Genomic DNA, 20,765 nt, shown 5'->3' with positions numbered 1-20,765 from the left:
TCTATTCGCGACTGACTAGACATACGACAGACCGTACGATTACGCCCGCGCCATGTCAATGAAATCCGCGCGCAACCTGAGACTTGCCGCCTTGGACCCCTGCCAGGCGTCAGGAACGCTTGGCTTGCTTGACCAGGCCGAGGTCGAGCAGGCTTTGCGCGGTCGCGGTGACGCTGTCCTCGCTGGAGCGCGGCCGCCAGTCCAGGACGGTGCGGGCCTTGGCGTTGTCGACGTGCCGGACGAGGCCGAGGTCGCCGGCGATCCCGCGCATCGCGGGCGCGAAGCGGGCGACGAAGCGGATTAACCAGCTCGGCAGCCTGCGGGCCGGGACCTTCCGGGCGCCCTCGCCGAGCCGCCGCCGCAGGGTCAGGCAGACCTGGTGGAGGGAGACGGTGTCCCCGGCGGTGGCGATGAACCGCTGGCCGGCCGCGCCGGGATCGGTCATCGCCCGCAGGTGCAGGTCGGCGGCGTCACGGACGTCGACCACCGCGAAGGACAGGTCCGGCGCTCCCAGCAACCGCCCGTCCATCAGGCTCTTGATCAGACCGACGGAGCTGGCCAGGTGCGGGCCGATTACGGGCCCGAAGATGCCGACCGGGTTGACCACGGCCAGCTCCAGCGAGCCGCCCTCACGGTCCATGAAGTCCCAGGCGGCCCGTTCGGCCAGCACCTTGGACTTGACGTACGGGGTGACGCCCGGGCCATCGGTGTCGGTCCAGTCCTCTTCGGTGAACGCGCGGTCGGTGGCGGGGTGTCCGTAGCCGATCGCGACGAAGGAGGAGGTGACCACGATGCGCCGCACTCCGGCGTCCCGCGCCGCGCGCAGCACCCGCAGCGTCCCCTCCACGGCGGGGACGAGCACCTCGTTCTCGTCCTTCGGGGCGACGGCGGGCAACGGCGAGGCGACGTGCAGCACGTAGGCACAGCCTTCGACGGCCTCGGCCCAGTGCGCGTCCGAGGTCAGATCCGCGACCACGAACGACAACGAGTCCCCCGCCACCACTCCGGCGACCTCCATGGCCTCGCGGACCTCACGCTCCCGGGCGGCGGAACGCACGGTGGTCCGCACGCGGTAGCCCTCCTGGAGCAGCCGAGCGACGCAGAAGCCCGCCAGGAAGCCCGACCCTCCGGTCACCAGCACGGTGTCGCCGTTCATCGCATCCCCTGCCCTCATCGGATTGCGGATCTGACGGCCGTTCGGTTTTTTCCGGCTTAAGACACCATTTCATCGCATAAGCAGTCGGCGCCAGGCCCATGTCAGTAATACGCCAGCACAACGACAGCCAGAACAGCGACCATGATTTCGACAAGCGGCCCCGGAATGGCCACCCCATAAGAAATCCTGGAGAGATCCGCGACGAAAGGACGGCCCGCCTTGAGAATGACAGCCCGGTTACTCGCGATGACAGCACTGGCCGCAGGCATTGCGCTCTTCGCGGCACCCGCGGACGCCGCCACGGGAACGCTGATTCTTTCCTCCGGTCCGACCGGACCAAGAATAGTGTTCAACAATCCAACGGCCGGCTGCCACAGCACCACGTCGGCCTTCACCACGGTCACCAATCGTACGGACGTCTTCGTCACCGTCTACCAAGGAGCGCAATGCCAGGGATCATCGCTGGTCGTCGCGCCGGGAACGATTCCCATGCAGGTAGGAGATCGCCTGAGCGTCTCTATTCCGAGCTGACCGAAAAAAGGGAGAAAACATGCTCGATCGCATGGCAAGACGAGTAGTCACCGGTGCGGCCGGCCTGGCCCTGGCGTTGACTCCCATGGTCCCGGCATTCGCCACGCAGAGCGACTCGGCGAGCCGGCAGTCGGCGGGTCCCGCGCAGGTGGCCAGCCATCAAGAATTTGGCGGCTGGTATTCCAGCGCGCAGAGCTGCGCCGAAGTCGGCCGGGACTACGTGCACGGGAACGGCGCGATCGGATTCACCTGCCGGCCACTCGACGGCCGGTGGGCGCTCTGGGTCATCTACGACCCTTCGCCCTGACGTACGACGCGACAATCCAGGAGAGAACTATGCAGAAAACCAAGAAAGCCGCGACGACGCTCGCCATCATGGTCGCGCTGGGAGCCGGCGGCCTGACCCTGGCCGCGCCACCCACATGGGCGGACAGCGCTCCGTCCGCCGTGAGCTCGAACGCGACACCAGGAGTCTGGTACATCTTCAATTTCTACCCAGACGAGGGGACCTGCGAGGCGCAGCGCAGATGGGGTGCCAGTCAAGGCTGGTGGACCTGGGACCATTCGGCCTGCGCGACCAACGGGCGAGACTGGGCGCTCTTCCTTTACTACGACGCGGCGCCCGGCCAGCAGCGAGCGACCCTTCCGGGCCTTCCTGAGGGCTGGCAGCGAGCTTGATCGCCCGACGAATGTGAGATAGCAGGAAAAGGTGCCTTCTATGCCTGCCTGGCGTAGGAGGCACCTTTTCCGCGCACATGCGATACCGCTACCTCACCGGCATTCCCATCAGCTGCAGCATCGGGGCCTGATTCCTCTCAGTTGGTGAGGTCGTCGTACCAATGGGGAGCGGCGACCTTCAGCGGGTCAGGGGCCGGCCCGGCGCCAGGACCGGGGACGACGTAGAGATCGACCGTGTCCGAGCTGTGGTCGCGGGAGCCGTCGACGATCCAGTCGTCCTTGACGCGGTCCACGGTGACGGGCTGCTGGAAGAAGCTGCCCTCGCGATAGTTCCACAGCAGGCGGTAGCCGACCTTCAGGCCGCGCCGGCGCAGCTCGGCACGGACCGCCGCGACCGTCTTGCCGTGGACCTTGTAGCCGTCCAGCGCCTCGTCGGCGGGAGCGTAGTCATCGTTGTCGGTGTAAGGCTCTCCCGGCCTGGCGGGGCGACCCACCCCGAGGACGACCCAGCCGGGGAAGTCGGCGGGCATCCAGACCTTGCCGCAGAAGACCGACGCGCACGGCCGCACCGCCTGTACTCCAATGCTTCCGTGCCATTTGAAGCCCTCCGGAACGATCGGGCCGATCAGCGTGCCCACCTCGTCCGGTGCCACGGGGATGACCTTCACCCTGACGTTCAGCCCGACCGCGCGGAACGCCTCCTCGAAGCGCCGGTAGTCGGCCGCGGGGTCGGTGATGGTGACGCTGAAATGATCGTCGGCCTTCTTGATGGAGACGGCCGCGTTGGCGTACTCGGTGGCCGGACCGCCGGACGGCAGACCGATGCCGATGGCGACGGCCACGGCCAGGGCGGTGACCGCCGAGATCAATACGGGCCAGCGGCCTAGGACCCCCACTCCGGGGAGCCAGGACAGCCGGCGACGCGGGAGTGAGGTCGCCATGATCGCCGCACGCAGCTCGCGCGCGCCGGGCCCCTGATCCGGCGCGTACGGTGTGGGATCGATGGCCTTCACCAGGTGGTCGATGTCCTTCATGCTTCCCCCATCACGATCGTCGAGGACGGCTGCCGCTCCAGCGTCGCCGCCAGCCGTTTGCGCGCCCGGTGCAGACGGGTCCGGGCGGCGATCGCCGTACATCCCACGACTTTGGCGATCTGCTCGCTGGTCAGCTCCTCCCAGCAGGCCAGCGCCAGGACCTCCCGGTCCCGCTCGGACAGGTCGTCGAAGGCGGTTCGGACGTACTCCAGATCGACCGGTGTGCCCGTCCGGTCGGCGGCCAGCTCGTCACGGAGCCGCTCGGCGAGCACGGCCCGGCGTGAGGCACCGCGTTTCTGGTTGGCCAGCACGCGGCGGGCCACGCCGTACAGCCACAGCAACGCCCGCTCCCCCTCGGGCACGTCGCCGATACGCCGCCAGGCGGTGAGGAACGTCTCGGAGATGACGTCGGCGGTGTCGTCGGGGGAGCCGGTACGGCGGGCGGCGTACTGATATATCGCCGGGTAGTACGCGTCATAGACCGCTTCGAAGCGATCTCGGTGTGTCACAGAGTCTCCTTGCCACAAGGTGCCGGACACCCTGGTTAGTGTCCGGCATCCTTCGGGGCGTTGCAGATCGCCTGAGCGGTTCGCGCCGGGGTCACTTCCTGTCGTTCAATCACCGGCTACGGCGTGTCACTGATCTGCTGGTCGGCGGCAGGAATCTCGGCTGGGGACGCGTCGATGGCGACCTGGTAGATCGACGGCTGGGCCGTGACGACAGCGAGAAGACGCCTTCCGGCTTGCGCTTACGCCGGGCTGTTCTGCGACGGCAGGTCAGGCGCGGGTGCGGGCGTGGGGGTAGAGAGTGGAGAGCCAGCGGCCGAGTAGGCCCGCGAACGCCTGGGGGCGTTCCAGATGCAGGAAATGCCCCGTGCCGTCCCACGTGACCATCTGTGACCCGGAAGGCGCGGGGATCGAGGACTCCCAGGCGGCCGGCTCGCTCAGTGAGCGGACGCAGAGCACCGGGCGGGTGCGCCTGGCCAGGTACCGGCGCGTCGCGGGGCGGGCGCCGAACGCGTCCGGGCCCAGGTACATGCCCTCGTAGCAGGCGGCCAGCACATGGCCGGGAGTGGCGAGCAGTTGGTCGCGTACCGCGGCGGGCAAGGAGCCGAGCTGGCGGACGGCGGCCCGCGCACCGTCGGCCCGCAGGGCGGCCAGCCGTTTGGCGAACAGTCGCTCCTCGGCGGCGTCGGCCCCATAGGCGGGATCGACGACCACCAGCGCCGAGACGTGTTCGGGGTGCTCCACGGCCATGGCGGTGACGACCTGGGCGCCCATCGAGTGCCCCACCGCCACGACCGGCCCGGCGCCGAGGCGGTCGAGCAGGGCGACGAGGTCGCCCGCCAGGTCGGCGGGCCGGTAGCCGTCCAGGGTCACGGGCGACTTCCCGTGCCCGCGCAGGTCGGCGGCGATCACGCGGTGGCCGGGCTGGAGCGCGTCGGCGATGGGATCCCAGGTACGGGCGTGCCCGCCCCAGCCGTGCACGAGCAGCAGGGTCTCGCCCTCGCCGCGATCGGTGTGGCACAGCGTTACGGGGGCCATCAGTGTGAGCCCTGGCGGATCATGGGACGCCCTCCTTGAAAGCGCTTTCCCGCCATACTAGCGGTCACCCGTCCGATGAGCCCGACACCGAGCCCGGCCGATCGCCGAGATCGGTCCCCAGTCGAGGTCATCAGGCGAGGAGAAGGGGAGCAGGCTCACCAATGCTGCACGCTTATGGCCTGACATGCAGCAAAATGTGACCGAGGCGGGTGTCCGTCCTATCGGGGTGAAGGTGAGGATCTTGGCAATCTCGGCGCCGTCGGCTCCGGAGTCCGCTGGGACGTTGCGCTATCCGGCCGGATCCCTGGTGATCCTGACCGGCCTGCCCGGTGCGGGCAAGACCACATTGCTGCGCCGCCTGTACGCCCTGGACGGCACGGAGAGCCGCCCGGTCGTGGCGGGCTCGGTGGTGGTGATCGACTCGTCGCAGTCGCGGCTGCGGTGGAGCGTCAGCCTGGGCTGGGCGCCCAAGCCGGTACGTACGGCGGTGGTGTTCACGACGCACGTGTGGCGCATCGGCCGGGCGTTGCGGGGCGGGTCCGCGGTGATCGCGCACAATCGCGGCTGCGGGCCGGCCGTGCTGCACGGGTTCGCCTGGCTGGCACGACGGTCGGCGGTGCCGTTCCACCTGCTGTTGCTGGACGCTCCTCCCGAGGACGCGCTGGCCGGTCAGCAGGCCAGAGGGCGGGTCGTGGCGACGCGGACGTTCGCGCAGCACCATCGCCGCTGGGAGGCGCTGCTGGCGCGGGTCCGTGGCGGTCAGGCCGGTCCGGCCACCGGCGCGTACGTCCTGGACCGGCCCGCCGCCGACCTCCTCGAAGGCATCCACTTCGACGTCCACTGACGGGATCCCGCCGATCGGCTGACGAGGTTCCCCCGCCGACCTCCATGTGAGGCGGCGGAGTGGCCGGAACGCGGCGCCACCCCGGCTACGCCAAGGGCTCCGGTCAGGCGATGGGGCTGTGGAACACGTTCGTGACCACGACGCTGCGGCGAACAAGGGCAGAACTACTACGAGGTGGTCGGCTCGGCATGCTGACCGGGCCCCAGTACGCGAGCGAGGAAGCCGGACAGCGAGCTCTCGTAGCGGGCGCGGTCGGTGTTCCACTCCTGCGTGTGCCCGGCGCCCGGGAACTCCACGTACTGGATGGCCCACCCCAGCCGAGCCCCCGCCGCGGCGAAGTCCCGTGACGTCTGGACGGGGACCTCGACGTCGGCGTCCCCCTGGAGCACCAGCGCCGGCGGCTTCACCCTCGGCGGATGACGGAGCAGGTCGATCTGGCTGACGTCGATCCCGGCCCGCCACCCGGCGATCAGGTCGCCGGCCCGGGCCATCATCGTCGGCATGTGCATCAGACCGACCTGGAAGTCACTCGTCAGGGGCGCGCTGAGCAGCGGGTTCTCCAGGACGACGGCGGCGACGACCTCGGCCGACCGCGAGTGGGTGAGGAACTGGCCGACGACGGCCCCGCCCATGGACCCCCCGAACAGCACCACCCGGCGGGCGCCCCTGCCCTGCGCGGTGCGGACCGCGGACTCCAGGTCGCGCCATTCGGACGCGCCGAGGTGGATGAGCCCGTCGGGAGAGGCCGGAGCCCCCAAGTCGTTGCGGTAGGTGATGTCGAGCACCTGCAGCCCGAAGCGGTGCATCGCGGGGATGGCGTGCAGGGTCGCCTGGCGCCGGCCGTTGCTGCCGTGCACCATGATGGCCCAGGTCGTGGCGGCGGGGTCGGCGGCGGGGATGTACCAGGCGGGGGCGTCGCCGAGTTCGGTGGGCACGGTGATCTCGGTGAAGCCGAGGCCGAGCGAGGTCTTCGGGTCGCCCTGGAAGGTGGACGTCACGCTCACCGGCTGGCCGGTCGGCGGGGCGGTACCGCCTAGCAGTTCGCGCTCCACGCGCCCCGGCGCCTGGCCGACGATGTCGCCGAGCATGGCCGCGCCTCCGTCCCAGACCAGCCCCCACGCGCCGGGGCGCGCGGTGGCGGCGGACGAGGTGAGCGCGACGACCTTCCCGCCGCCGGCCGTCCGTACGCCGAGCACGCGTTCGGCGTGGTCACCGCCGGTCGGGTGAACGGGGTCGAGCATGACGCCGCTGCCGTACCAGCCGCCACCGAGCGTCCCACCCACCAGGAGCACGGCCAGAACGACGACCACCAGCACGATCCGCCGCCACCGGGGGCTGCGGCGAACCACCTTGTCTACACCGTAAACGTTCACGTTTACACCGTATACACGAGGGCGGCGGCCGTACAGCCGGTCAGGTGGAGCCGCGCCAGGCCGAGGGCGTGCGTCCGCGGGCGCGCTTGAACGCCACGCTGAACGCGAACGGATCCTGGTAGCCGACCTGACGGGCCACGATGGCGACGGTCTGCCGGGTGTCGCGGAGCAGGTCGGCCGCGAGGGTCATGCGCCAGTCGGTGAGATAGCCGAGCGGCGGCTGACCGGCCAGGGCGGCGAAGCGCTGGGCGAAGGCGGCGCGGGACATGCCGACCTTGGCGGCCAGCGAGGCGACCGTCCACCGGTGGGCGGGTTCTTCGTGCATGAGGCGCAGCGCCTCGCCGATCGCCGGGTCGGTCAGCGCCCGGTACCAAGCGGGCGGCGTCGCCTCCGGCCTGGTGCACCAGGCCCGCAACGCGATCACGAAGACCAGATCCAGGAGCCGGGCCAGAACCGCGTCCTGGCCCGGCTCGTCGCGGGCGGCCTCGGCGGAGAGCAGATCGAGGGCGGCCCGGGTACGCGGCCCCGCGGGCACGACCGCCAGCGGCGGAAGCAGGCCCAGCAGGCGGGAGGCCGCATCGCCGTGCAGCTCGTACGCGCCACGGAGCATGATGGTGGCCCCGGACACGTCGGCGCCGTACGTGCGGGGGGCCGGCATCGGGCGGGGGGCCGCCGGTGCGCCGGTGGGGAGATACTTGCGCCCGTCCCGGATCACGAACTGGGGCGCGGTCGCCGGGGCGTCCGAGATCGTGTACCCGCCCGGGTCGGTGATCAGGGCGATGTCACCCGCGGCAAGGCGCGTGGGAGCGGAATCCCCGAGCCGGATCGAGGCATGGCCGCCGAGCGTGGCCGCGACCGTGAGCGGCGGCGCGTCGGCGTACGTCATCCCCCACGGAGGCCGCTGGATCAGTCGTCTGACCAGGGCGTTCTGCGCGCGGGCCCGGTGCAGCAAGTCCGTCAGCACATCCACCCGCTCAGCGTAGACGATCACAAAGGTATTGCAGATGTTCTCCCATGGATCGTCTCGGCACCGGTGAGGTTGGCTGGACGGCATGACGAAATCCATCGCAGTGTTCGGAACCGGTCCAGGTGTCGGCCAGGCAGTCGCCCGCCGATACGGAAAGGAAGGGTACGACGTCGTCCTGGTCGCCCGCCGCCGGGGACCCTTGGACCTGCTCGCCCGGGATCTGTCCGCCGATGGCATCACCGCCCACGTGATCACCGCCGACCTCGACCAGACCAGCGCCGTCCCGGCGCTCGCCGAGCAGATCCGCGCGAGCGTCGGGAACCCCACGGCCCTCTATTACGGCCCGGTCCCCACGGACCCGGGCTTCGTTCCCGCCGTCGACCTCACCCCGGAGCGGCTTCAGGACCGCATGCCGATCACGATGTACACACTCCTGGCCCTGGTCCGGGAGTTCCTCCCCGCCATGGTCGAGCGGCGCGACGGCGCCATCCTCAGCGCCCAAGGGGCCGCCGCCGTCCGTGGCCGGCCGAACATGAGCGGCTGGCCCACGGTCCTGGCCGCCCAGCGGAACTACCTTCAGTCGCTCGCGGCCGAGGTCTCCGGCAAGGGCGTCTATGTCGGCATGCTCTACATCGGCGCACGCATCGCGGGCACCCCCTTCGACGCCGACTATGAGCGACGCCGGGCCCAGGGCGAACCCATGCCCGACATGGCCGCCGCCGACCCCGCCGAACTGGCCGACATCCTCTGGGACATGCACGCCCAGCGGAATCGGCACGAAACCGTCGTCCCCACCGGCCTCCTGGACGGATAACGCCGAACGCCATCAGCAAGCGGCTGGCAGGCAGAGCGTCGGCTGGTTCTGTTCCGCGACGGGCCCCGCTCCCCATCCGGTGGAAGGTCCGTACGCGCTGGAGAATGTGCCGGGAGAGCTGCTGTTCTGGGGCGTTCTCCTGCAGCCGGTCGTCGTGGCCGGCCTTCTTCTGCGCGGGTCACGCCGGGCCACGCTCACCGCTGTCGTCGTGGTCGGCACCGTGCTCGCGTTCGGGCTGGTCACCGCGCTTCTCCTGCCGGGCCCCGACCCGTGCACCGGACAGGAACGTGCGTCCTACCGCCCTGGCCCTTGATCGTCTGTTACCCGGTGGCTGCGGGGCCGCTGCTCCTGACGGCTCGGTCACCCCTGAACCGGAGACCGTACGGGCTCATCCTGTGGGCAGGGGCCGTGGGCACGGCGGCGTGGGCGGCGATCCCCGGGTGCGAATCTCCTGGGCTGGGATCGTCCGCCTGGCACGAAGCATGATCCGCGGACGGGCCAAGGATCTCGCCGTCGCAGTTGTACTCGTGGCCGGCAGCGTCTGGCTGATCGCCTCGTCCTTCACACCGACGCGGTAGGAGGGCAAGCGCCCACGGCGTCCCCGCGCGTGATCGGGTGGTGACTGATTACGGATCTTGACCGGACGTGGGTTCTCTGGCTCGATCATGGCGTTCTCGTTTCGTTCTCGCCTTGCTCGGAGTGGAGTACACGTGCGCTTCTCACCCTCGAAATGGTCGGACGTCGTCCGGCCCATACGCCGATTAGGCGCCCTTCTGAGCACCATGACCATGACGGCCGGCCTCGTCGTCGCCGTGGCGCCTGTGGCCTCGGCCGCCGACTCGATAACAGACCTCGGCGTGTCCGTCGGCATCACCTGCGCGTAGTGATGTGGTCGCGGGAGGAGGCAAGGTCTTCGTGGCCGCCGGGGACCGCATCGTGGTCACGGACACCGCTGGTGTGCTGATCGGCGCGGTCACCGATCTGTCGGGTGTGGCAGGTCTCGCGGTGGCACCGGATGGCGCCCATGTGTTCGCGGCGCTGCATGACTCGCACGAGGTCGTCGAGATCGACACCACGACCCTCGTGGTCACCCGGCGGATCGACCTCGCGGCGTACCCGTGCCCGACCGACCTGGCGCTGTCCGGCGAGGTGCTGTGGACCGCCTATGGGTGCGAACCGGACCTGCTGCCGTCGAACGTGACCTGACGGCGCGAACAGCCGCAGACGGTACGTGCACCATCGCCCGCGCTGCCCGCGTTGAGCTGCGGGGACCGGTTCCCAGGGAGTTCACAGGCGGAGTTTGTAGCACTTTCGACTGAGATTTATGAATATGGGGCGATGGAGCGCGTGCCGCAGGAGGCTGGTGCGGCCGAGGCTCAGGGAGTCGAAGCCGGAAGGGCTCGGCGGTTTGCCATCGGGGGCGGCGTACTTGTCGTCGTGGCGGTGCTGGCGTACTGGCTGGGAAGCAGCGGTGGGAACGGCGAAGCAGCCGCGCCCAGGCCGAGCGCGACGCCGACGCCCAGTGCGACGCTCACGGTGCCCGACGTCTACAAGAGGGTCGGGCCGTCGGTGGTGGTCATCCGGGCCGGGAAGTCGTTCGGTACCGGGGTGATCGCGGCCGAGGATGGGACGGTTCTGACCGCGCACCACGTCATCAAGGGCACGAAGGACATCAATCTGACGTTCGCCGACGGCACCAAGGCGAAGGCCGTTGTCGTGTCGTCGAATCCCAAGCTCGACGTCGCGACCCTCAAGCCCGCCAAGCTGCCGGAGATCGTCGTGCCGGCGACGATCGGCGGCGCCGTGGCCGTGGGCGCGCCCGTCGTGGCGATCGGCAATCCGCTGGGCCTGACCTACAGCGTCTCCACCGGCGTCGTGTCGGGCCTGAACCGGACCACCGGCCGGCCCGCCGATGACGGCGAACTGGGCGGGCTCATCCAGTTCGACGCCTCCGTCAACCCGGGCAGCTCCGGCGGTCCCCTGCTCGACGCTCGCGGCCTGGTCATCGGGATCGTCATCTCGATGGCCGACCCGGGAGGCGACGACGCGTTCGCCGGCATCGCGTTCGCGGTGCCGATCGGCGTGGCCCTGGGCAGCGAAGGCGACGGCCCCGACGGGCCCCAGATTTGACCGACGAGAAGGAACACCAGATGACCTCGACCAGATCCCCCGAGTCGGCCCATCCGCTCGAACATGTGCTGTTCGAGGTCAAACGTACGATCGTCGGGCAGGACGTGCTGCTGGAGCGCATGGCCGTCGCGCTGATCGCCGACGGTCACCTGCTCGTCGAGGGCGTGCCGGGCCTGGCCAAGACGCTCGCGGTGCGGTCGCTGGCCGCCGCGATCGCCGGGAGTTTCCAGCGCGTGCAGTTCACCCCCGACCTGGTGCCCGCCGACCTCGTGGGCACGCGGGTCTACCACCAGCACTCCGGGGAGTTCCGGACCGAGCTCGGCCCGGTGTTCGCGAACCTGCTGCTGGCCGACGAGATCAACCGCGCCCCCGCCAAGGTGCAGAGCGCCCTGCTGGAAGTGATGCAGGAGCATCAGGTGACGATCGGCCGGGAGACGTTCCGGGTGCCCGAGCCGTTCCTGGTCATGGCGACGGAGAACCCGATCGAGTCGGAGGGCACCTATCCCCTGCCGGAGGCGCAGGTCGACCGTTTCATGATGAAGGTGGTCGTCGACTATCCGACGCAGGCCGAAGAGCAGGCGATCGTCGACCGGGCGCTGCGTCCGCCGGAGCCGCCGCAGCCGATGGTGACCGCCGAGGACCTGATCGCGATGCGCGCCCGCGCTCAGGAGGTGTACGTCGATCCGGCGATCGTCGACTACGCGGTACGGCTGGTCGCCGTGACGCGCTCCCCCGCGACGGCCGGGCTCGGCGAGCTGGAACGGTACGTCACCTACGGGGCGAGCCCGCGAGCATCCATCGCGCTCGTCAAGGGCGCCCAGGCGCTGGCGTTCCTGCGCGGCCGCGACTACACCCTGCCGCACGACCTGTCCGAGCTCGCGCTCGACGTGCTGCGCCACCGCCTCGTGCTGTCGTACGAGGCCCTGGCGGACGACGTCGACGCCGACACGATCATCACCAGGGTGCTCGGGGCCGTCCGGGCGCCCGACGTCGTCCTGCAGAATCGCTGAGCCATGGCCACCGCCCCCGACAGGCTCCTGCTCCGCCTGGAGTGGAAGGTCGTCCGCAGACTCGACGGCCGGCTCCAGGGCGCCCACCGCACCGCGCACCGCGGCTCCGGGATCGACTTCACCGGATTGCGCGCCTACAGCGACGGCGACGACGCCCGGCACATCGACTGGAACGTGACCGCACGGCTGGACGAGCCGCACCTGCGCGTGTTCACCGAGGACCGCGAGCTGACGGTGTGGCTCGTACTCGACCGGTCGGCGTCGATGGCGGCCGGTCGGCCGGGGCGTGGCAAACACGACGTGCTCGCCGACCTCGCGCTCGTCCTGGCCCGGCTGTTCGGCCGGGGCGGCAACCGCGTCGGCGCCCTGCTGTTCGACACCGGGATCGTGCGCGTCGTGCCCCCCGGCACCTCCCGGCGGCACGCGCTGCGGATCGGCGCCGAGCTGGAACGCACCTCCACGGTACGCGGCGGCGCCACCACCGACCTGGCGGAGATGCTCGACGCGGCCGGACGGATCGCGCGCCGCCGCGCACTCATCGTCGTACTGTCGGACTTCATCGGCGACGGCGACTGGGAACGCTCGCTCCAGCGCCTGGCCCGGCGGCACGAGGTGGTCGCCCTGCGGATCGTGGACACCGCCGACGACGTCCTGCCCGAAGCCGGGCTGATCGTGGTCGAGGACGCCGAGACCGGCGAGCAACTCGTCGTCGACTCCGCCGACCCGCTGCTCCGGGTCCGCTTCCGCGAGGCCGTCGACGCCCGCGACGCCCGGCTCGAAGCGGGCATGCGCCGGGCCGGGGTGCCCGTCCACCGCATCGACACCGAACGCGATCTGGCCGAGGCGCTCGTCGAGGTCGTCGCCCGAACCCGGGACCGGTCGTCATGACCGGGTCCGTCGCCCGTATCTGGGAGCGGTCGCCATGACCGAGTTCGTCGCCCGTACCTGGGACCGGTCGTCATGACCGAATTCGTGCTCCGGACCTGGGAGCGGTCACCATGACCCTGTCATCCCCGCTGCTGCTGGCCGTCGGGCTGCTCGTCACGGCGGCGCTCGCCTGGGCGGTCGTCGTCTCGGCACGCCGCCGGACGGCCGCCCTCGCCGCGGCCGGCGTCGCCGTGCCGGGCGGCCGGCGTACGCAGCTCGGCGTCGGCCTGACGGTCGCCGGCGTCGCGGTGCTCGCGATCGCCACCGCCGGACCGACGGCCATGCTGCCGGTCCCGCGGGCCGCGGGCACCGTCATCCTCGCCATGGACGTCTCCAACAGCATGGGTGCCGACGACGTGGCGCCCACCCGGCTGGCGGCGGCGCAGCGGGCGGCCCGCGCGTTCGTGGCGGCGCAGCCCGGCAGCGTCGACATCGGGGTCGTCGCGTTCGAGCGGGGCGCGCTCACAGTCGCACGGCCCGACGCCGACCACTCCCTCGCGCTCAAGGCCATCGACCGGCTGAAGATCACCGGCAGTACCTCGCTGGGGACGGCCATCACGGCCTCGCTGTCGGCGATCACCGGCAAGCCGGTGGCCATCGGCCGCGACGGCACCGCGCCCGACATCGGCTACTGGCCGTCGGCGACGATCGTGATGTTCTCCGACGGCCAGAACCAGGGCCCGAACATCGAACAGGCCGCGGCCGTGGCTCAGAAGGCGGGCGTACACATCCACACCGTCGGCGTCGGCACCACGGCCGGGGCGACGGTGAAGGTCGACGGCTACCTCCTGCAGACCTCGCTCGAGGAGGACACCCTCACCTTGATCGCGCAGACCACCGGCGGCGCCTACCACCCCGCCGCCGACGCCGCGCGGCTCGACGGGATCGCCGACACGATCAATCTGCGGCTCACCGTCTCCGACGAGCCGCTGCCCCTCGCCGGCGGGCTGATCGGCCTCGCCCTCGCGCTGCTCACCGGCGGCGCGGCGCTCACCGTGCTCCGGTCTGGACGGGTGATCTGAATGTCGTTCTCATGGCCGTGGGCGCTGTTGTCGGTCTTGGTCATCCCGCTGATCTTCGCCATCCGCGAGTGGGCGCGGCGCCGCCGCCGGCGGGCCGCCGTACGCGTCACCTCGATCGCGCTCGTACGGACTGCCCTGCCCGGCCGTACGCGCTGGACCCGGAAGATCCCCCCGGCGCTGTTCATCGCCGGGCTCACCCTGCTCGTGGTCGGCGCCGCGCGACCGCAGGCCTCGGTGCCGGTGCCGCAGACGTCGGCGACGATCCTGCTCGCGCTCGACACCTCCGGCTCCATGTGTTCCACGGACGTCGACCCCAACCGCATCACCGCCGCGAAGAAGGCCGCCACGGACTTCATCGAGTCACAGCGGGGCGGACCGCACATCGGCCTGGTCACCTTCGCAGGCACCGCAGGGTTGCTCGTCCCTCCCACCGACGACACCGACTCGCTGATCAAGGCGCTGGACAACCTCACCGTGTCCCGCGGCACCGCGATCGGGCAGGCGATGCTCGCCTCGATCGACGCGATCGCGGAGGTCGACCCCTCGGTCGCCCCCACCGGGGCGAAGCCCGGCGGCGGCGGGGCCGGGTACGCCGGTGCCGCGATCGTCGTGCTCACCGACGGCGCCAACACCCAGGGCGTCGACCCGCAGCTCGCCGCACAGGAGGCGGCCCTGCGCCGCGTCCGGGTCTTCCCCATCGGCTTCGGCACCACGAACCCCGCCCCGATGGTCTGCGACAACTCACAGTTCGACGGCGGCTGGGGCGGCGGCGGCTTCGGTGGCCGCGGCGGATTCGACAGGGGCCGCAACCCCCGTACCATCGACGAACCCGCACTCAAGCAGATCGCCCAGACCACCGGCGGCTCCTACCACCGCGCGGAGAACGCCGACCAGCTCCAAAGCGCCCTCAACGCCCTGCCCGGCAGCTTCACCGTCATCCGCCAGCAGGTCGACACAGCTGCCGCCTTCGCCGCCGGCGGCGCCATCCTCATCGCCGCGGCCCTGTCCCTTTCCCTCTGGTGGAACCGCCCCCGGACCCCGACCCGCTGACGGTACCTGTAGCCGGTCCAGTGGATCCGCCCCGGAGCCTGGCCCGCTTATGGCACCTGTAGCCGGAACGCCTCAGCGGTCCCCGGCCGGTTCGCGGCCGTTCACGTCCCCTGGTGGGACCTGGACCGCATGACCGGACACGGGCGGCACCGGCCCAGGAGGTCGGCGGGCACACAGCCATCTCCAGCTGATTTCCTGGCACCGGCCCTGCTGACGGCCGCCCCGCAGGGGTGATCGGCCTGTCCATCTACCGCACTGACCACGGTCTGGATCCCGGTACGGGTCGCCGGTCAGCCGCGTGTGCCGAGCGGGGCGGTCAGCGGGGCGGTCAGCGGGGCGGTCGGCGGGGCGGTCGGCGGGTCGGTCAGCGAGAGATGCGCGGACAGGGCGCGGAGGAAGTCCGGGGCGTCGAAGATCGCGCCAGCGGAGGCGACGCCGGTGGTCCTGGTCCGGCCGGTGAGGATGCGGTCGACGGCCTCCACCGCGAGCGGCGCGCTGATGGCGTAGATGTCCTGACCGGCGGCGACCACGCGGCGTTCCGTACCGCCGGAGCGGACGAGGACGTCGATGACGAAGGTCTGCGCGGAGCGGCCGCGCTCGTCCACGGCGGTCGGCGCCGAGGCGCCAGGAGCGGACAGGTCCGCGGCCGCCTTGGCGGTCATGTAGGTACGCACCTCCGGAATGGCCAGGTGGCTGGGAACGGTGACGACGTCGGCCATGGTGAACTCTCCGATGACGCTCTGGGGGCCGAGCGGAGCCGGGAAGGGCCACTCCAGGGTCGGCAGGGCGTCGTCGTGGTACTCCAGCCGTCCGCCGGTGAAGCGGACGCGGCGGCCACCCCGTCGCTGCCCCGAGACCACGCCCGCGGCGAGCGTTCCGGCAGTGGGGTGCCAACTGCTCAGACCGTAGGCGATGTGCGCCTCATCCGCCGCCGTCCAGTCACCCATCGCGGTGGTGACCAACAGGTCGCCGAGTCCGCCGTAGAAGGCCATCGCCGGAACTACCACGGTGCCCGCGGCGCGGGCGCGCTCCGCGAAATGCGCGAACGTGTCAGCGTTCGCCTCGATCTCCGCCGCCACGTCCACATACGGGATGCCGGCCCGCAGCGCCGCCTCGACCAGCGGGGCGGCGGTCGCGGCGAAGGGCCCGGCGCAGTTGATCACGGCGACAGCGCCGTTCAGCGCGCGGTCGAGCGCGGCCGGATCGTCGACCGACGCCTGCCGCGCCTCGAGCCCCGGCTGGGCGTGCGCCAGCGCCAGCAACTTGTCCTGGTCGCGCCCGAGGAGCAGCGGAACGTATCCGCGCTCGCACAACTCCGCGACCACGAACCGCCCGGTGTGCCCGTACGCGCCGAACACCGCCACATTCCGACCCGATCCCATGCCTGCTCCTTGCGTACTCGAAGTGCTCGAAGTGCTTCAGTGCGTAAATCCTGTCCCGTTGAAGCATCGATGCCCAGCGTCCGGAACGACACGATCCGTACAATTACCGACATGAGTTCCTTCCCGCGCTCCGTCGCGGTCGCCGCCACCGACGGGATGCTGCACTTCGAGCTGGCCCTGGCCTACGAGGTCTTCGGCTCCGCCCCGGACGCCGTGCCAGGCCCCTGGTACGACGTCAAGGTGTGCGGCACGCACGCCGTCCGGGTCGGCCGGTGGCTGATGGAGCCGGACTGCGGCCTCGACCGGCTGGCGCACGCTGACACCGTGATCGTCCCCGCCCTGGCGGACGTCGACCAGGACCCACCGGCCGACCTGGTCGAGGCGGTGCGCGCGGCCCACGAGTCGGGCGCGCGGGTGGTCTCCCTATGCACGGGCGTGTTCGTGCTCGCCGCCGGCGGCCTGCTGGACGGGCTGCGCGCGACCACGCACTGGGCCCACACCGAACAACTGGCCGCGCGCTATCCCCGGGTGGAGGTCGACCCGGACGTGCTCTACGTCGACAACGGCAGCGTGCTGACGTCCGCGGGCAAGGCCGCGGCGATGGACCTGTGCCTGCATCTGGTCCGCCGCGACCACGGCTCGGCGATCGCCAACGTGGTCGCCCGCCGCCTGGTCGTGCCACCCCACCGTGCCGGTGGCCAGGCCCAGTTCGTCACCACTCCGGTGCCCGCCCAGGACGGCCACCCCCTGGCCGAGCTGCTCCCCTGGGTGATGCGACGACTGGACCAGCCACTCACCGTGGAGGACCTGGCCCGCCAGGCGAACATGAGCTCACGCCACCTGGCCCGCCATTTCCACGCGGTCACCGGCACCACCCCGCTGCAGTGGCTGCTGACGCAGCGGATCCGCCGCGCGCAGGAACTGCTGGAGACCACGGATGACAGCGTCGACGCCATCGCTTCGGCTGCGGGCATGGGCACGGGGACGACACTGCGCCGCCATTTCCAGCGCACCGTCGGCGTACCGCCGGACGCCTATCGCCGCACGTTCCGGGTGTGAGGCCGCGGTCCTCGGTTTCCGGGAACGCAACATCTGCTGTCGCATGTCCCAGGCCGTCGAGACGGCCGTATGAGGGCTTCAAGCAGGTCAGGAGACGCGATGTCGCTTGCCCTGCGTGCTGAGTCATCCAGATATGCAGGCGCCGCCATACCGCTGCTGCGGAAGTCGTAAATATAGCCATGACGCCATCTCAAGGTGGCAATCCCAGCACTATTCCTTACGCCGCATTACCCGTATCAGGAGAAGTGACACAAGTGCGCATCGGGGTGAGACGATCGGCATCCGCATTAAGGTGGCGTCACGTGGGGATTTTTGACCGGACTCTTGAGTGTCCTTTCTGTGTCCTGATAGCAGAGGGGCGATCGCCCGTTTGGAACCATTTATTTCATGCCGAAAATGGCGATGAGGTCATCTTCCAAACTGAATCCTTCTTGGTCGTCCTCGACACCGCGCCACTGGCGGAAGGGCACCTGCTCATCATCACCGATCGTCACATGCCCTCACTCGCGGGCCTGTCGAAAACCGAACGCGATGAACTCCACGCGGTCAAGCGCGACGCGGAATCGAAACTCAGAGAGGTTTACGGCCCGATCACCTACTTCGAGCATGGGGCGGAGAGTTTCACCCGGCACGCCGGGGCGTGCATCGACCATGCCCATCTGCACCTGGTCCCGGGGGACATCGACATGCTCCCCGCGTCGCTCGCGACTACCCGAATATCGAATCGTTCGTCTCGCACAAGGACGCGCTCGACAACCTCGCCGGCCAGGCCTACCTCATGTTCGGACGGGAGGCGGGCCCAGCATACGGAGCGCACGCCCCCGCCTGCATCACACAATACCTCCGACGTCTGGTCTCTGAAGCGGCCGAGTCCAAAGTCATGTGGAACTGGCGTGACTGCGTTCGCTGGGCCGATGCCCTCTCGGTCCGCGAGCAGCTTCTCAATGCCAGGAACAAACTACGTGCTTAGCCCCTGCGAACGGTGCGCGGAGCACTGCACTACACTTGCGCGATGATTGTAGATGAGCTCGTCGCACAGCGTAAGGCTGTCGACCGTGAAGCGTCCTTCAGCGGAGAGGACGTGCCGTGTGTACTCCTCGCTGAAGAAATGCCTGATCTGGCCTCGGCTCAGGAAGAGGTCAGGACCGAGTTCGTCGCCTTCGCCGTAGAGTGGGTCGTCGGTTGACCTGCAGGTGAACAGGATCTTTCCGGCAGGGCGTAGCACGCGATGTATCTCACGGAAGATCTCCCGGGTCACGGTGTCGGAGAAATAATGCAACGAAAGTCGTGCGTAGACCGTGTCGAAGGCTCCGTCCGGGAAAGCCAGGGACGCTCGCAGATCCTGGACGGAAAAGTGGACCCCGGACACTTCCTGGAAGCGCGTGTTCTCATGGATGGCGAACTCTGAGAAGTCCGTCGCGGTGACCGCATGCCCCTGTTTCTGCAGGAAGACGGCATCACTTCCGCTACCGCACCCCAGTTCGAGCACCCGCTGACTACGGCTGAGACTGTCGGCGAGAAGGCGAGCGAGCGGAGTCGGGCTCATTCGCTCCGCGCTGTTCCAGTATTTGCGATGGTACTCATTCCAGAGGTGCAGCTGATCGACGTCGACGCTCAACGGGAGCGGCGTCCCGTTCGGTGGATAGATGTCGTCGATGTCCTGAATGCCTACCGCTTGGTCCTTGATCAGGGAGGCCATAGCTGACCCTACCAAGGGCAGGCCAAGTCCGAGCGAGATTGGTCGCAGATTTAGCTTTCTTTACACATACCGGTCCGCTGCTACACTCAAGATTGATTGCACGGTCGGAAGTAACGCCGGGCTGGCTGGAAGGCCTGAATGCTCAGGACGACGCATGTCTAGCGAACCAACGGCGACGTGGAGCCCTGTTGAGCATGAGCGGGTCTTTCGGGTGCCCGGCCGCCGCGATCTGGCACCCCAAGCCGATATTCGTTCCAGTGCCGACCTAATTACCGCCTGTCCATTCTGCACCGGGGCAGGGGGTGCGCTGGCAGGGGGCGGCGTCCGGCTGGTGCCGAGCAAGCATCCCATGATTGCCTTGACGGAGCCAGGTTCCCTGACACAGGAACAGTTGCACTGGGTGCTCGTCTACGGCAGCTCTCATTCCCGGCGGTTAGGCGACCTTCCGGCCACGGTCACCCAGGAATTCCTGGAACTTGTCTCTCACAAGACCTCGCGCCTTTTCGCCCACCCTTCGGTGAAGGCCGTTTTCGCCTTCGAGTCCGTGGGGGACCACTTCGGGCCCACGGTCGCGCATCCACACGGTCAGGTCGTCGGACTGCCCTTCGTCCCAAGACGTTTGACTCTCGCGCAAGCCGCTGAATCGTGTGCGGTTTGCGACTCCGTCATCAGACAAGACCTCACAGTGATGATCACGAGCCACGCACTGGTTCAGGTGCCCGCATGGTCGAGGCTGCCCTTTGAGATGATCATCTTGCCGAGAGTGCATCGGCCGGATCTCGCGTCGCTGTCCGCCGAGGAGACCACGGCGATGGCGGACTGCTTGCACACGGGCCTGCGGCTGTGCCGGTTGACCCATGGGGGCGAGATGCCGCCCTACCTGATCAACGTAATGCAGGCCCCCAGGGGCGACACATCTCATCACCTGCGGATTGAACTGGTTCCGCTGCACAAGGACGAAAGGACGCTCAAGCGGCCGGGTGGCATGGAGCTGGGCCTGGGAATCTACCTCAACCCACTTCTCCCCGAGGTCGCTGCCGGGATTCTTCGCGAGGTACTGCCGGGCGCGCGGAGGTGCCCGCCATGAAGCGTGTCCAGATCGTCGGGACCCAGCGTTCCGGATCGAACTTACTTCGCCTGCTGTTGGGGTCGCTCCCGAGCGTCTTCGCTCCGCCTTCGGCGCACAAGCTGCGGGACTTCCAAGACTTGGTCTCCCGGTATGGCTCGTTAGAGGCACCTTCGAACAAGAGGCGCCTGGCTGAGGACATGGGCCGGCTCGTCGATCTGAATGCCCTCGCATGGCCTCGCATCCCGGATCGGAGCCAAGCGGTTCTGGCAAATATGGGCGGATCTAGCCTTGCCCACGCCGTTTTAGCCTTTTACCAGGCTCACGCCAGATATTTTGGCAAGGAGGTATGGGTCAGCAAGTGTCTGGAGAACATCCACTTCATTGAACCCATTTCAACCTCACGCGGTCTGGGCGACGCGATGGTTTTGAAGGACGGCAATGGCCTTACAGAGGTGGCCGGCCTTGGACGGGCTGCA

At 69.3% G+C, this 20,765-nt stretch carries 25 protein-coding genes; 16 read left to right on the top strand and 9 right to left on the bottom strand.

What is annotated here, in order from left to right; all coding sequences use genetic code 11:
- Positions 1 to 109 precede the first annotated feature (109 nt).
- Complete coding sequence (locus AB0B91_RS35375) at positions 110 to 1,156, bottom strand: aldehyde reductase (protein WP_358328984.1); 1,047 nt, start codon at positions 1,154 to 1,156, stop codon at positions 110 to 112.
- Between the two features lie 101 nt (positions 1,157 to 1,257).
- Positions 1,258 to 1,554: a hypothetical protein gene (locus tag AB0B91_RS35370; RefSeq protein ID WP_358329833.1), complete on the bottom strand. Its 297-nt coding sequence runs from the start codon at positions 1,552 to 1,554 to the stop codon at positions 1,258 to 1,260.
- Here AB0B91_RS35370 and AB0B91_RS35365 point away from each other — a divergent pair.
- Genes AB0B91_RS35365 through AB0B91_RS35355 form a run of 3 tightly spaced genes read left to right on the top strand, consistent with a single transcriptional unit; the run spans position 1,502 to position 2,365 of the window.
- Positions 1,502 to 1,687, top strand: a complete 186-nt coding sequence (locus AB0B91_RS35365; protein ID WP_358329812.1) for a hypothetical protein — start codon at positions 1,502 to 1,504, stop codon at positions 1,685 to 1,687. The two genes, AB0B91_RS35370 and AB0B91_RS35365, sit on opposite strands and share 53 nt — an antisense overlap.
- A 31-nt stretch (positions 1,688 to 1,718) precedes the next feature.
- Positions 1,719 to 1,994, top strand: a complete 276-nt coding sequence (locus AB0B91_RS35360) for a hypothetical protein (RefSeq protein ID WP_358328981.1) — start codon at positions 1,719 to 1,721, stop codon at positions 1,992 to 1,994.
- 29 nt (positions 1,995 to 2,023) lie between these two features.
- Positions 2,024 to 2,365 carry a hypothetical protein gene (locus AB0B91_RS35355; protein ID WP_358328977.1) on the top strand — a complete coding sequence of 114 codons (342 nt, stop codon included), beginning with the start codon at positions 2,024 to 2,026 and terminating at the stop codon, positions 2,363 to 2,365.
- 137 nt (positions 2,366 to 2,502) lie between these two features.
- Here AB0B91_RS35355 and AB0B91_RS35350 read toward each other — a convergent pair whose 3' ends face one another.
- The 3 genes from AB0B91_RS35350 to AB0B91_RS35340 form a co-directional block, all read right to left on the bottom strand.
- A complete protein-coding gene (locus AB0B91_RS35350) occupies positions 2,503 to 3,399 on the bottom strand; it encodes a hypothetical protein (RefSeq protein WP_358328974.1) in 897 nt (298 codons plus the stop codon).
- A complete protein-coding gene (locus AB0B91_RS35345) occupies positions 3,396 to 3,908 on the bottom strand; it encodes an RNA polymerase sigma factor (protein ID WP_358328971.1) in 513 nt (170 codons plus the stop codon). Before AB0B91_RS35345 ends, AB0B91_RS35350 begins: the two co-directional genes overlap by 4 nt.
- A gap of 267 nt (positions 3,909 to 4,175) precedes the next feature.
- Positions 4,176 to 4,943 (bottom strand): alpha/beta hydrolase, encoded by a 768-nt coding sequence (locus tag AB0B91_RS35340; RefSeq protein ID WP_358328968.1) that lies wholly within the window; start codon positions 4,941 to 4,943, stop codon positions 4,176 to 4,178.
- Positions 4,944 to 5,184: 241 nt separating this feature from the next.
- Here AB0B91_RS35340 and AB0B91_RS35335 point away from each other — a divergent pair, with 241 nt between their 5' ends.
- Complete coding sequence (locus AB0B91_RS35335) at positions 5,185 to 5,787, top strand: AAA family ATPase (RefSeq protein ID WP_358328964.1); 603 nt, start codon at positions 5,185 to 5,187, stop codon at positions 5,785 to 5,787.
- Between the two features lie 167 nt (positions 5,788 to 5,954).
- Here AB0B91_RS35335 and AB0B91_RS35330 read toward each other — a convergent pair whose 3' ends face one another.
- Together AB0B91_RS35330 and AB0B91_RS35325 are read right to left on the bottom strand one after the other, a co-directional pair.
- Positions 5,955 to 7,160, bottom strand: coding sequence for a prolyl oligopeptidase family serine peptidase (locus AB0B91_RS35330; protein ID WP_358328961.1), 1,206 nt, complete (start codon positions 7,158 to 7,160; stop codon positions 5,955 to 5,957).
- 40 nt (positions 7,161 to 7,200) lie between these two features.
- Entirely contained in the window at positions 7,201 to 8,151 is a 951-nt protein-coding gene (locus tag AB0B91_RS35325; RefSeq protein ID WP_358328958.1) for an AraC family transcriptional regulator, read from the bottom strand.
- Between the two features lie 61 nt (positions 8,152 to 8,212).
- Between AB0B91_RS35325 and AB0B91_RS35320 the strand changes: the two genes are divergently transcribed.
- The 8 genes from AB0B91_RS35320 to AB0B91_RS35285 all read left to right on the top strand — a co-directional run bounded on the left by AB0B91_RS35320 (position 8,213) and on the right by AB0B91_RS35285 (position 15,080).
- On the top strand, positions 8,213 to 8,941 hold the full coding sequence (locus AB0B91_RS35320; protein WP_358328955.1) for an SDR family NAD(P)-dependent oxidoreductase: 729 nt from the start codon (positions 8,213 to 8,215) through the stop codon (positions 8,939 to 8,941).
- 79 nt (positions 8,942 to 9,020) lie between these two features.
- Positions 9,021 to 9,254: a hypothetical protein gene (locus AB0B91_RS35315; protein ID WP_358328952.1), complete on the top strand. Its 234-nt coding sequence runs from the start codon at positions 9,021 to 9,023 to the stop codon at positions 9,252 to 9,254.
- 602 nt (positions 9,255 to 9,856) lie between these two features.
- Complete coding sequence (locus AB0B91_RS35310) at positions 9,857 to 10,147, top strand: hypothetical protein (protein ID WP_358328949.1); 291 nt, start codon at positions 9,857 to 9,859, stop codon at positions 10,145 to 10,147.
- A gap of 132 nt (positions 10,148 to 10,279) precedes the next feature.
- The gene (locus AB0B91_RS35305; protein WP_358328946.1) at positions 10,280 to 11,071 is read left to right on the top strand and encodes a trypsin-like peptidase domain-containing protein; all 792 of its coding nucleotides are present in this window, start codon (positions 10,280 to 10,282) and stop codon (positions 11,069 to 11,071) included.
- A gap of 20 nt (positions 11,072 to 11,091) precedes the next feature.
- The gene (locus AB0B91_RS35300) at positions 11,092 to 12,081 is read left to right on the top strand and encodes a MoxR family ATPase (protein ID WP_358328943.1); all 990 of its coding nucleotides are present in this window, start codon (positions 11,092 to 11,094) and stop codon (positions 12,079 to 12,081) included.
- Between the two features lie 3 nt (positions 12,082 to 12,084).
- Entirely contained in the window at positions 12,085 to 12,969 is an 885-nt protein-coding gene (locus AB0B91_RS35295; RefSeq protein ID WP_358328941.1) for a DUF58 domain-containing protein, read from the top strand.
- Positions 12,970 to 13,079: 110 nt separating this feature from the next.
- Positions 13,080 to 14,030, top strand: coding sequence for a VWA domain-containing protein (locus AB0B91_RS35290; protein ID WP_358328939.1), 951 nt, complete (start codon positions 13,080 to 13,082; stop codon positions 14,028 to 14,030).
- Positions 14,031 to 15,080 carry a VWA domain-containing protein gene (locus AB0B91_RS35285; protein ID WP_358328936.1) on the top strand — a complete coding sequence of 350 codons (1,050 nt, stop codon included), beginning with the start codon at positions 14,031 to 14,033 and terminating at the stop codon, positions 15,078 to 15,080.
- Between the two features lie 290 nt (positions 15,081 to 15,370).
- On the opposite strand, the gene AB0B91_RS35280 is transcribed toward AB0B91_RS35285, so the two are convergent.
- Complete coding sequence (locus tag AB0B91_RS35280; RefSeq protein WP_358328933.1) at positions 15,371 to 16,462, bottom strand: saccharopine dehydrogenase NADP-binding domain-containing protein; 1,092 nt, start codon at positions 16,460 to 16,462, stop codon at positions 15,371 to 15,373.
- Positions 16,463 to 16,573: 111 nt separating this feature from the next.
- Here AB0B91_RS35280 and AB0B91_RS35275 point away from each other — a divergent pair, with 111 nt between their 5' ends.
- Both AB0B91_RS35275 and AB0B91_RS35270 read left to right on the top strand, forming a co-directional pair.
- Entirely contained in the window at positions 16,574 to 17,521 is a 948-nt protein-coding gene (locus AB0B91_RS35275) for a helix-turn-helix domain-containing protein (RefSeq protein WP_358328930.1), read from the top strand.
- 179 nt (positions 17,522 to 17,700) lie between these two features.
- Positions 17,701 to 18,537: an HIT family protein gene (locus tag AB0B91_RS35270; protein WP_358328927.1), complete on the top strand. Its 837-nt coding sequence runs from the start codon at positions 17,701 to 17,703 to the stop codon at positions 18,535 to 18,537.
- Here AB0B91_RS35270 and AB0B91_RS35265 read toward each other — a convergent pair.
- Positions 18,480 to 19,220 (bottom strand): class I SAM-dependent methyltransferase, encoded by a 741-nt coding sequence (locus tag AB0B91_RS35265; protein ID WP_358328924.1) that lies wholly within the window; start codon positions 19,218 to 19,220, stop codon positions 18,480 to 18,482. The two genes, AB0B91_RS35270 and AB0B91_RS35265, sit on opposite strands and share 58 nt — an antisense overlap.
- Positions 19,221 to 19,374: 154 nt before the next feature.
- Here AB0B91_RS35265 and AB0B91_RS35260 point away from each other — a divergent pair, with 154 nt between their 5' ends.
- Together AB0B91_RS35260 and AB0B91_RS35255 are read left to right on the top strand one after the other, a co-directional pair.
- Entirely contained in the window at positions 19,375 to 20,307 is a 933-nt protein-coding gene (locus AB0B91_RS35260) for a hypothetical protein (RefSeq protein WP_358328921.1), read from the top strand.
- A partial coding sequence (locus AB0B91_RS35255; RefSeq protein ID WP_358328918.1) for a sulfotransferase occupies positions 20,304 to 20,765 on the top strand: 462 nt, incomplete at its 3' end. The genes AB0B91_RS35260 and AB0B91_RS35255, both read left to right, overlap by 4 nt.

The sequence above is a fragment of the Nonomuraea sp. NPDC049141 genome, assembly GCF_040648415.1.
Lineage (GTDB): Bacteria > Actinomycetota > Actinomycetes > Streptosporangiales > Streptosporangiaceae > Nonomuraea.
The sequence above is the reverse complement of the archived record's forward strand: the minus strand, read 5'-3'. Positions and strand labels throughout refer to the sequence as shown.

What these genes read in the sequence shown, in the direction of transcription:
- AB0B91_RS35375 (WP_358328984.1), bottom strand. Translation starts at nt 1,156, where the DNA reads ATGAACGGCGACACCGTGCTGGTGACCGGAGGGTCGGGCTTCCTGGCG.
- AB0B91_RS35360 (WP_358328981.1), top strand. Translation starts at nt 1,719, where the DNA reads ATGGCAAGACGAGTAGTCACCGGTGCGGCCGGCCTGGCCCTGGCGTTG.
- AB0B91_RS35355 (WP_358328977.1), top strand. Translation starts at nt 2,024, where the DNA reads ATGCAGAAAACCAAGAAAGCCGCGACGACGCTCGCCATCATGGTCGCG.
- AB0B91_RS35350 (WP_358328974.1), bottom strand. Translation starts at nt 3,399, where the DNA reads ATGAAGGACATCGACCACCTGGTGAAGGCCATCGATCCCACACCGTAC.
- AB0B91_RS35340 (WP_358328968.1), bottom strand. Translation starts at nt 4,943, where the DNA reads ATGGCCCCCGTAACGCTGTGCCACACCGATCGCGGCGAGGGCGAGACC.
- AB0B91_RS35320 (WP_358328955.1), top strand. Translation starts at nt 8,213, where the DNA reads ATGACGAAATCCATCGCAGTGTTCGGAACCGGTCCAGGTGTCGGCCAG.
- AB0B91_RS35305 (WP_358328946.1), top strand. Translation starts at nt 10,280, where the DNA reads ATGGAGCGCGTGCCGCAGGAGGCTGGTGCGGCCGAGGCTCAGGGAGTC.
- AB0B91_RS35300 (WP_358328943.1), top strand. Translation starts at nt 11,092, where the DNA reads ATGACCTCGACCAGATCCCCCGAGTCGGCCCATCCGCTCGAACATGTG.
- AB0B91_RS35295 (WP_358328941.1), top strand. Translation starts at nt 12,085, where the DNA reads ATGGCCACCGCCCCCGACAGGCTCCTGCTCCGCCTGGAGTGGAAGGTC.
- AB0B91_RS35290 (WP_358328939.1), top strand. Translation starts at nt 13,080, where the DNA reads ATGACCCTGTCATCCCCGCTGCTGCTGGCCGTCGGGCTGCTCGTCACG.
- AB0B91_RS35285 (WP_358328936.1), top strand. Translation starts at nt 14,031, where the DNA reads ATGTCGTTCTCATGGCCGTGGGCGCTGTTGTCGGTCTTGGTCATCCCG.
- AB0B91_RS35280 (WP_358328933.1), bottom strand. Translation starts at nt 16,462, where the DNA reads ATGGGATCGGGTCGGAATGTGGCGGTGTTCGGCGCGTACGGGCACACC.
- AB0B91_RS35275 (WP_358328930.1), top strand. Translation starts at nt 16,574, where the DNA reads ATGAGTTCCTTCCCGCGCTCCGTCGCGGTCGCCGCCACCGACGGGATG.
- AB0B91_RS35270 (WP_358328927.1), top strand. Translation starts at nt 17,701, where the DNA reads ATGACGCCATCTCAAGGTGGCAATCCCAGCACTATTCCTTACGCCGCA.
- AB0B91_RS35265 (WP_358328924.1), bottom strand. Translation starts at nt 19,220, where the DNA reads ATGGCCTCCCTGATCAAGGACCAAGCGGTAGGCATTCAGGACATCGAC.
- AB0B91_RS35260 (WP_358328921.1), top strand. Translation starts at nt 19,375, where the DNA reads ATGTCTAGCGAACCAACGGCGACGTGGAGCCCTGTTGAGCATGAGCGG.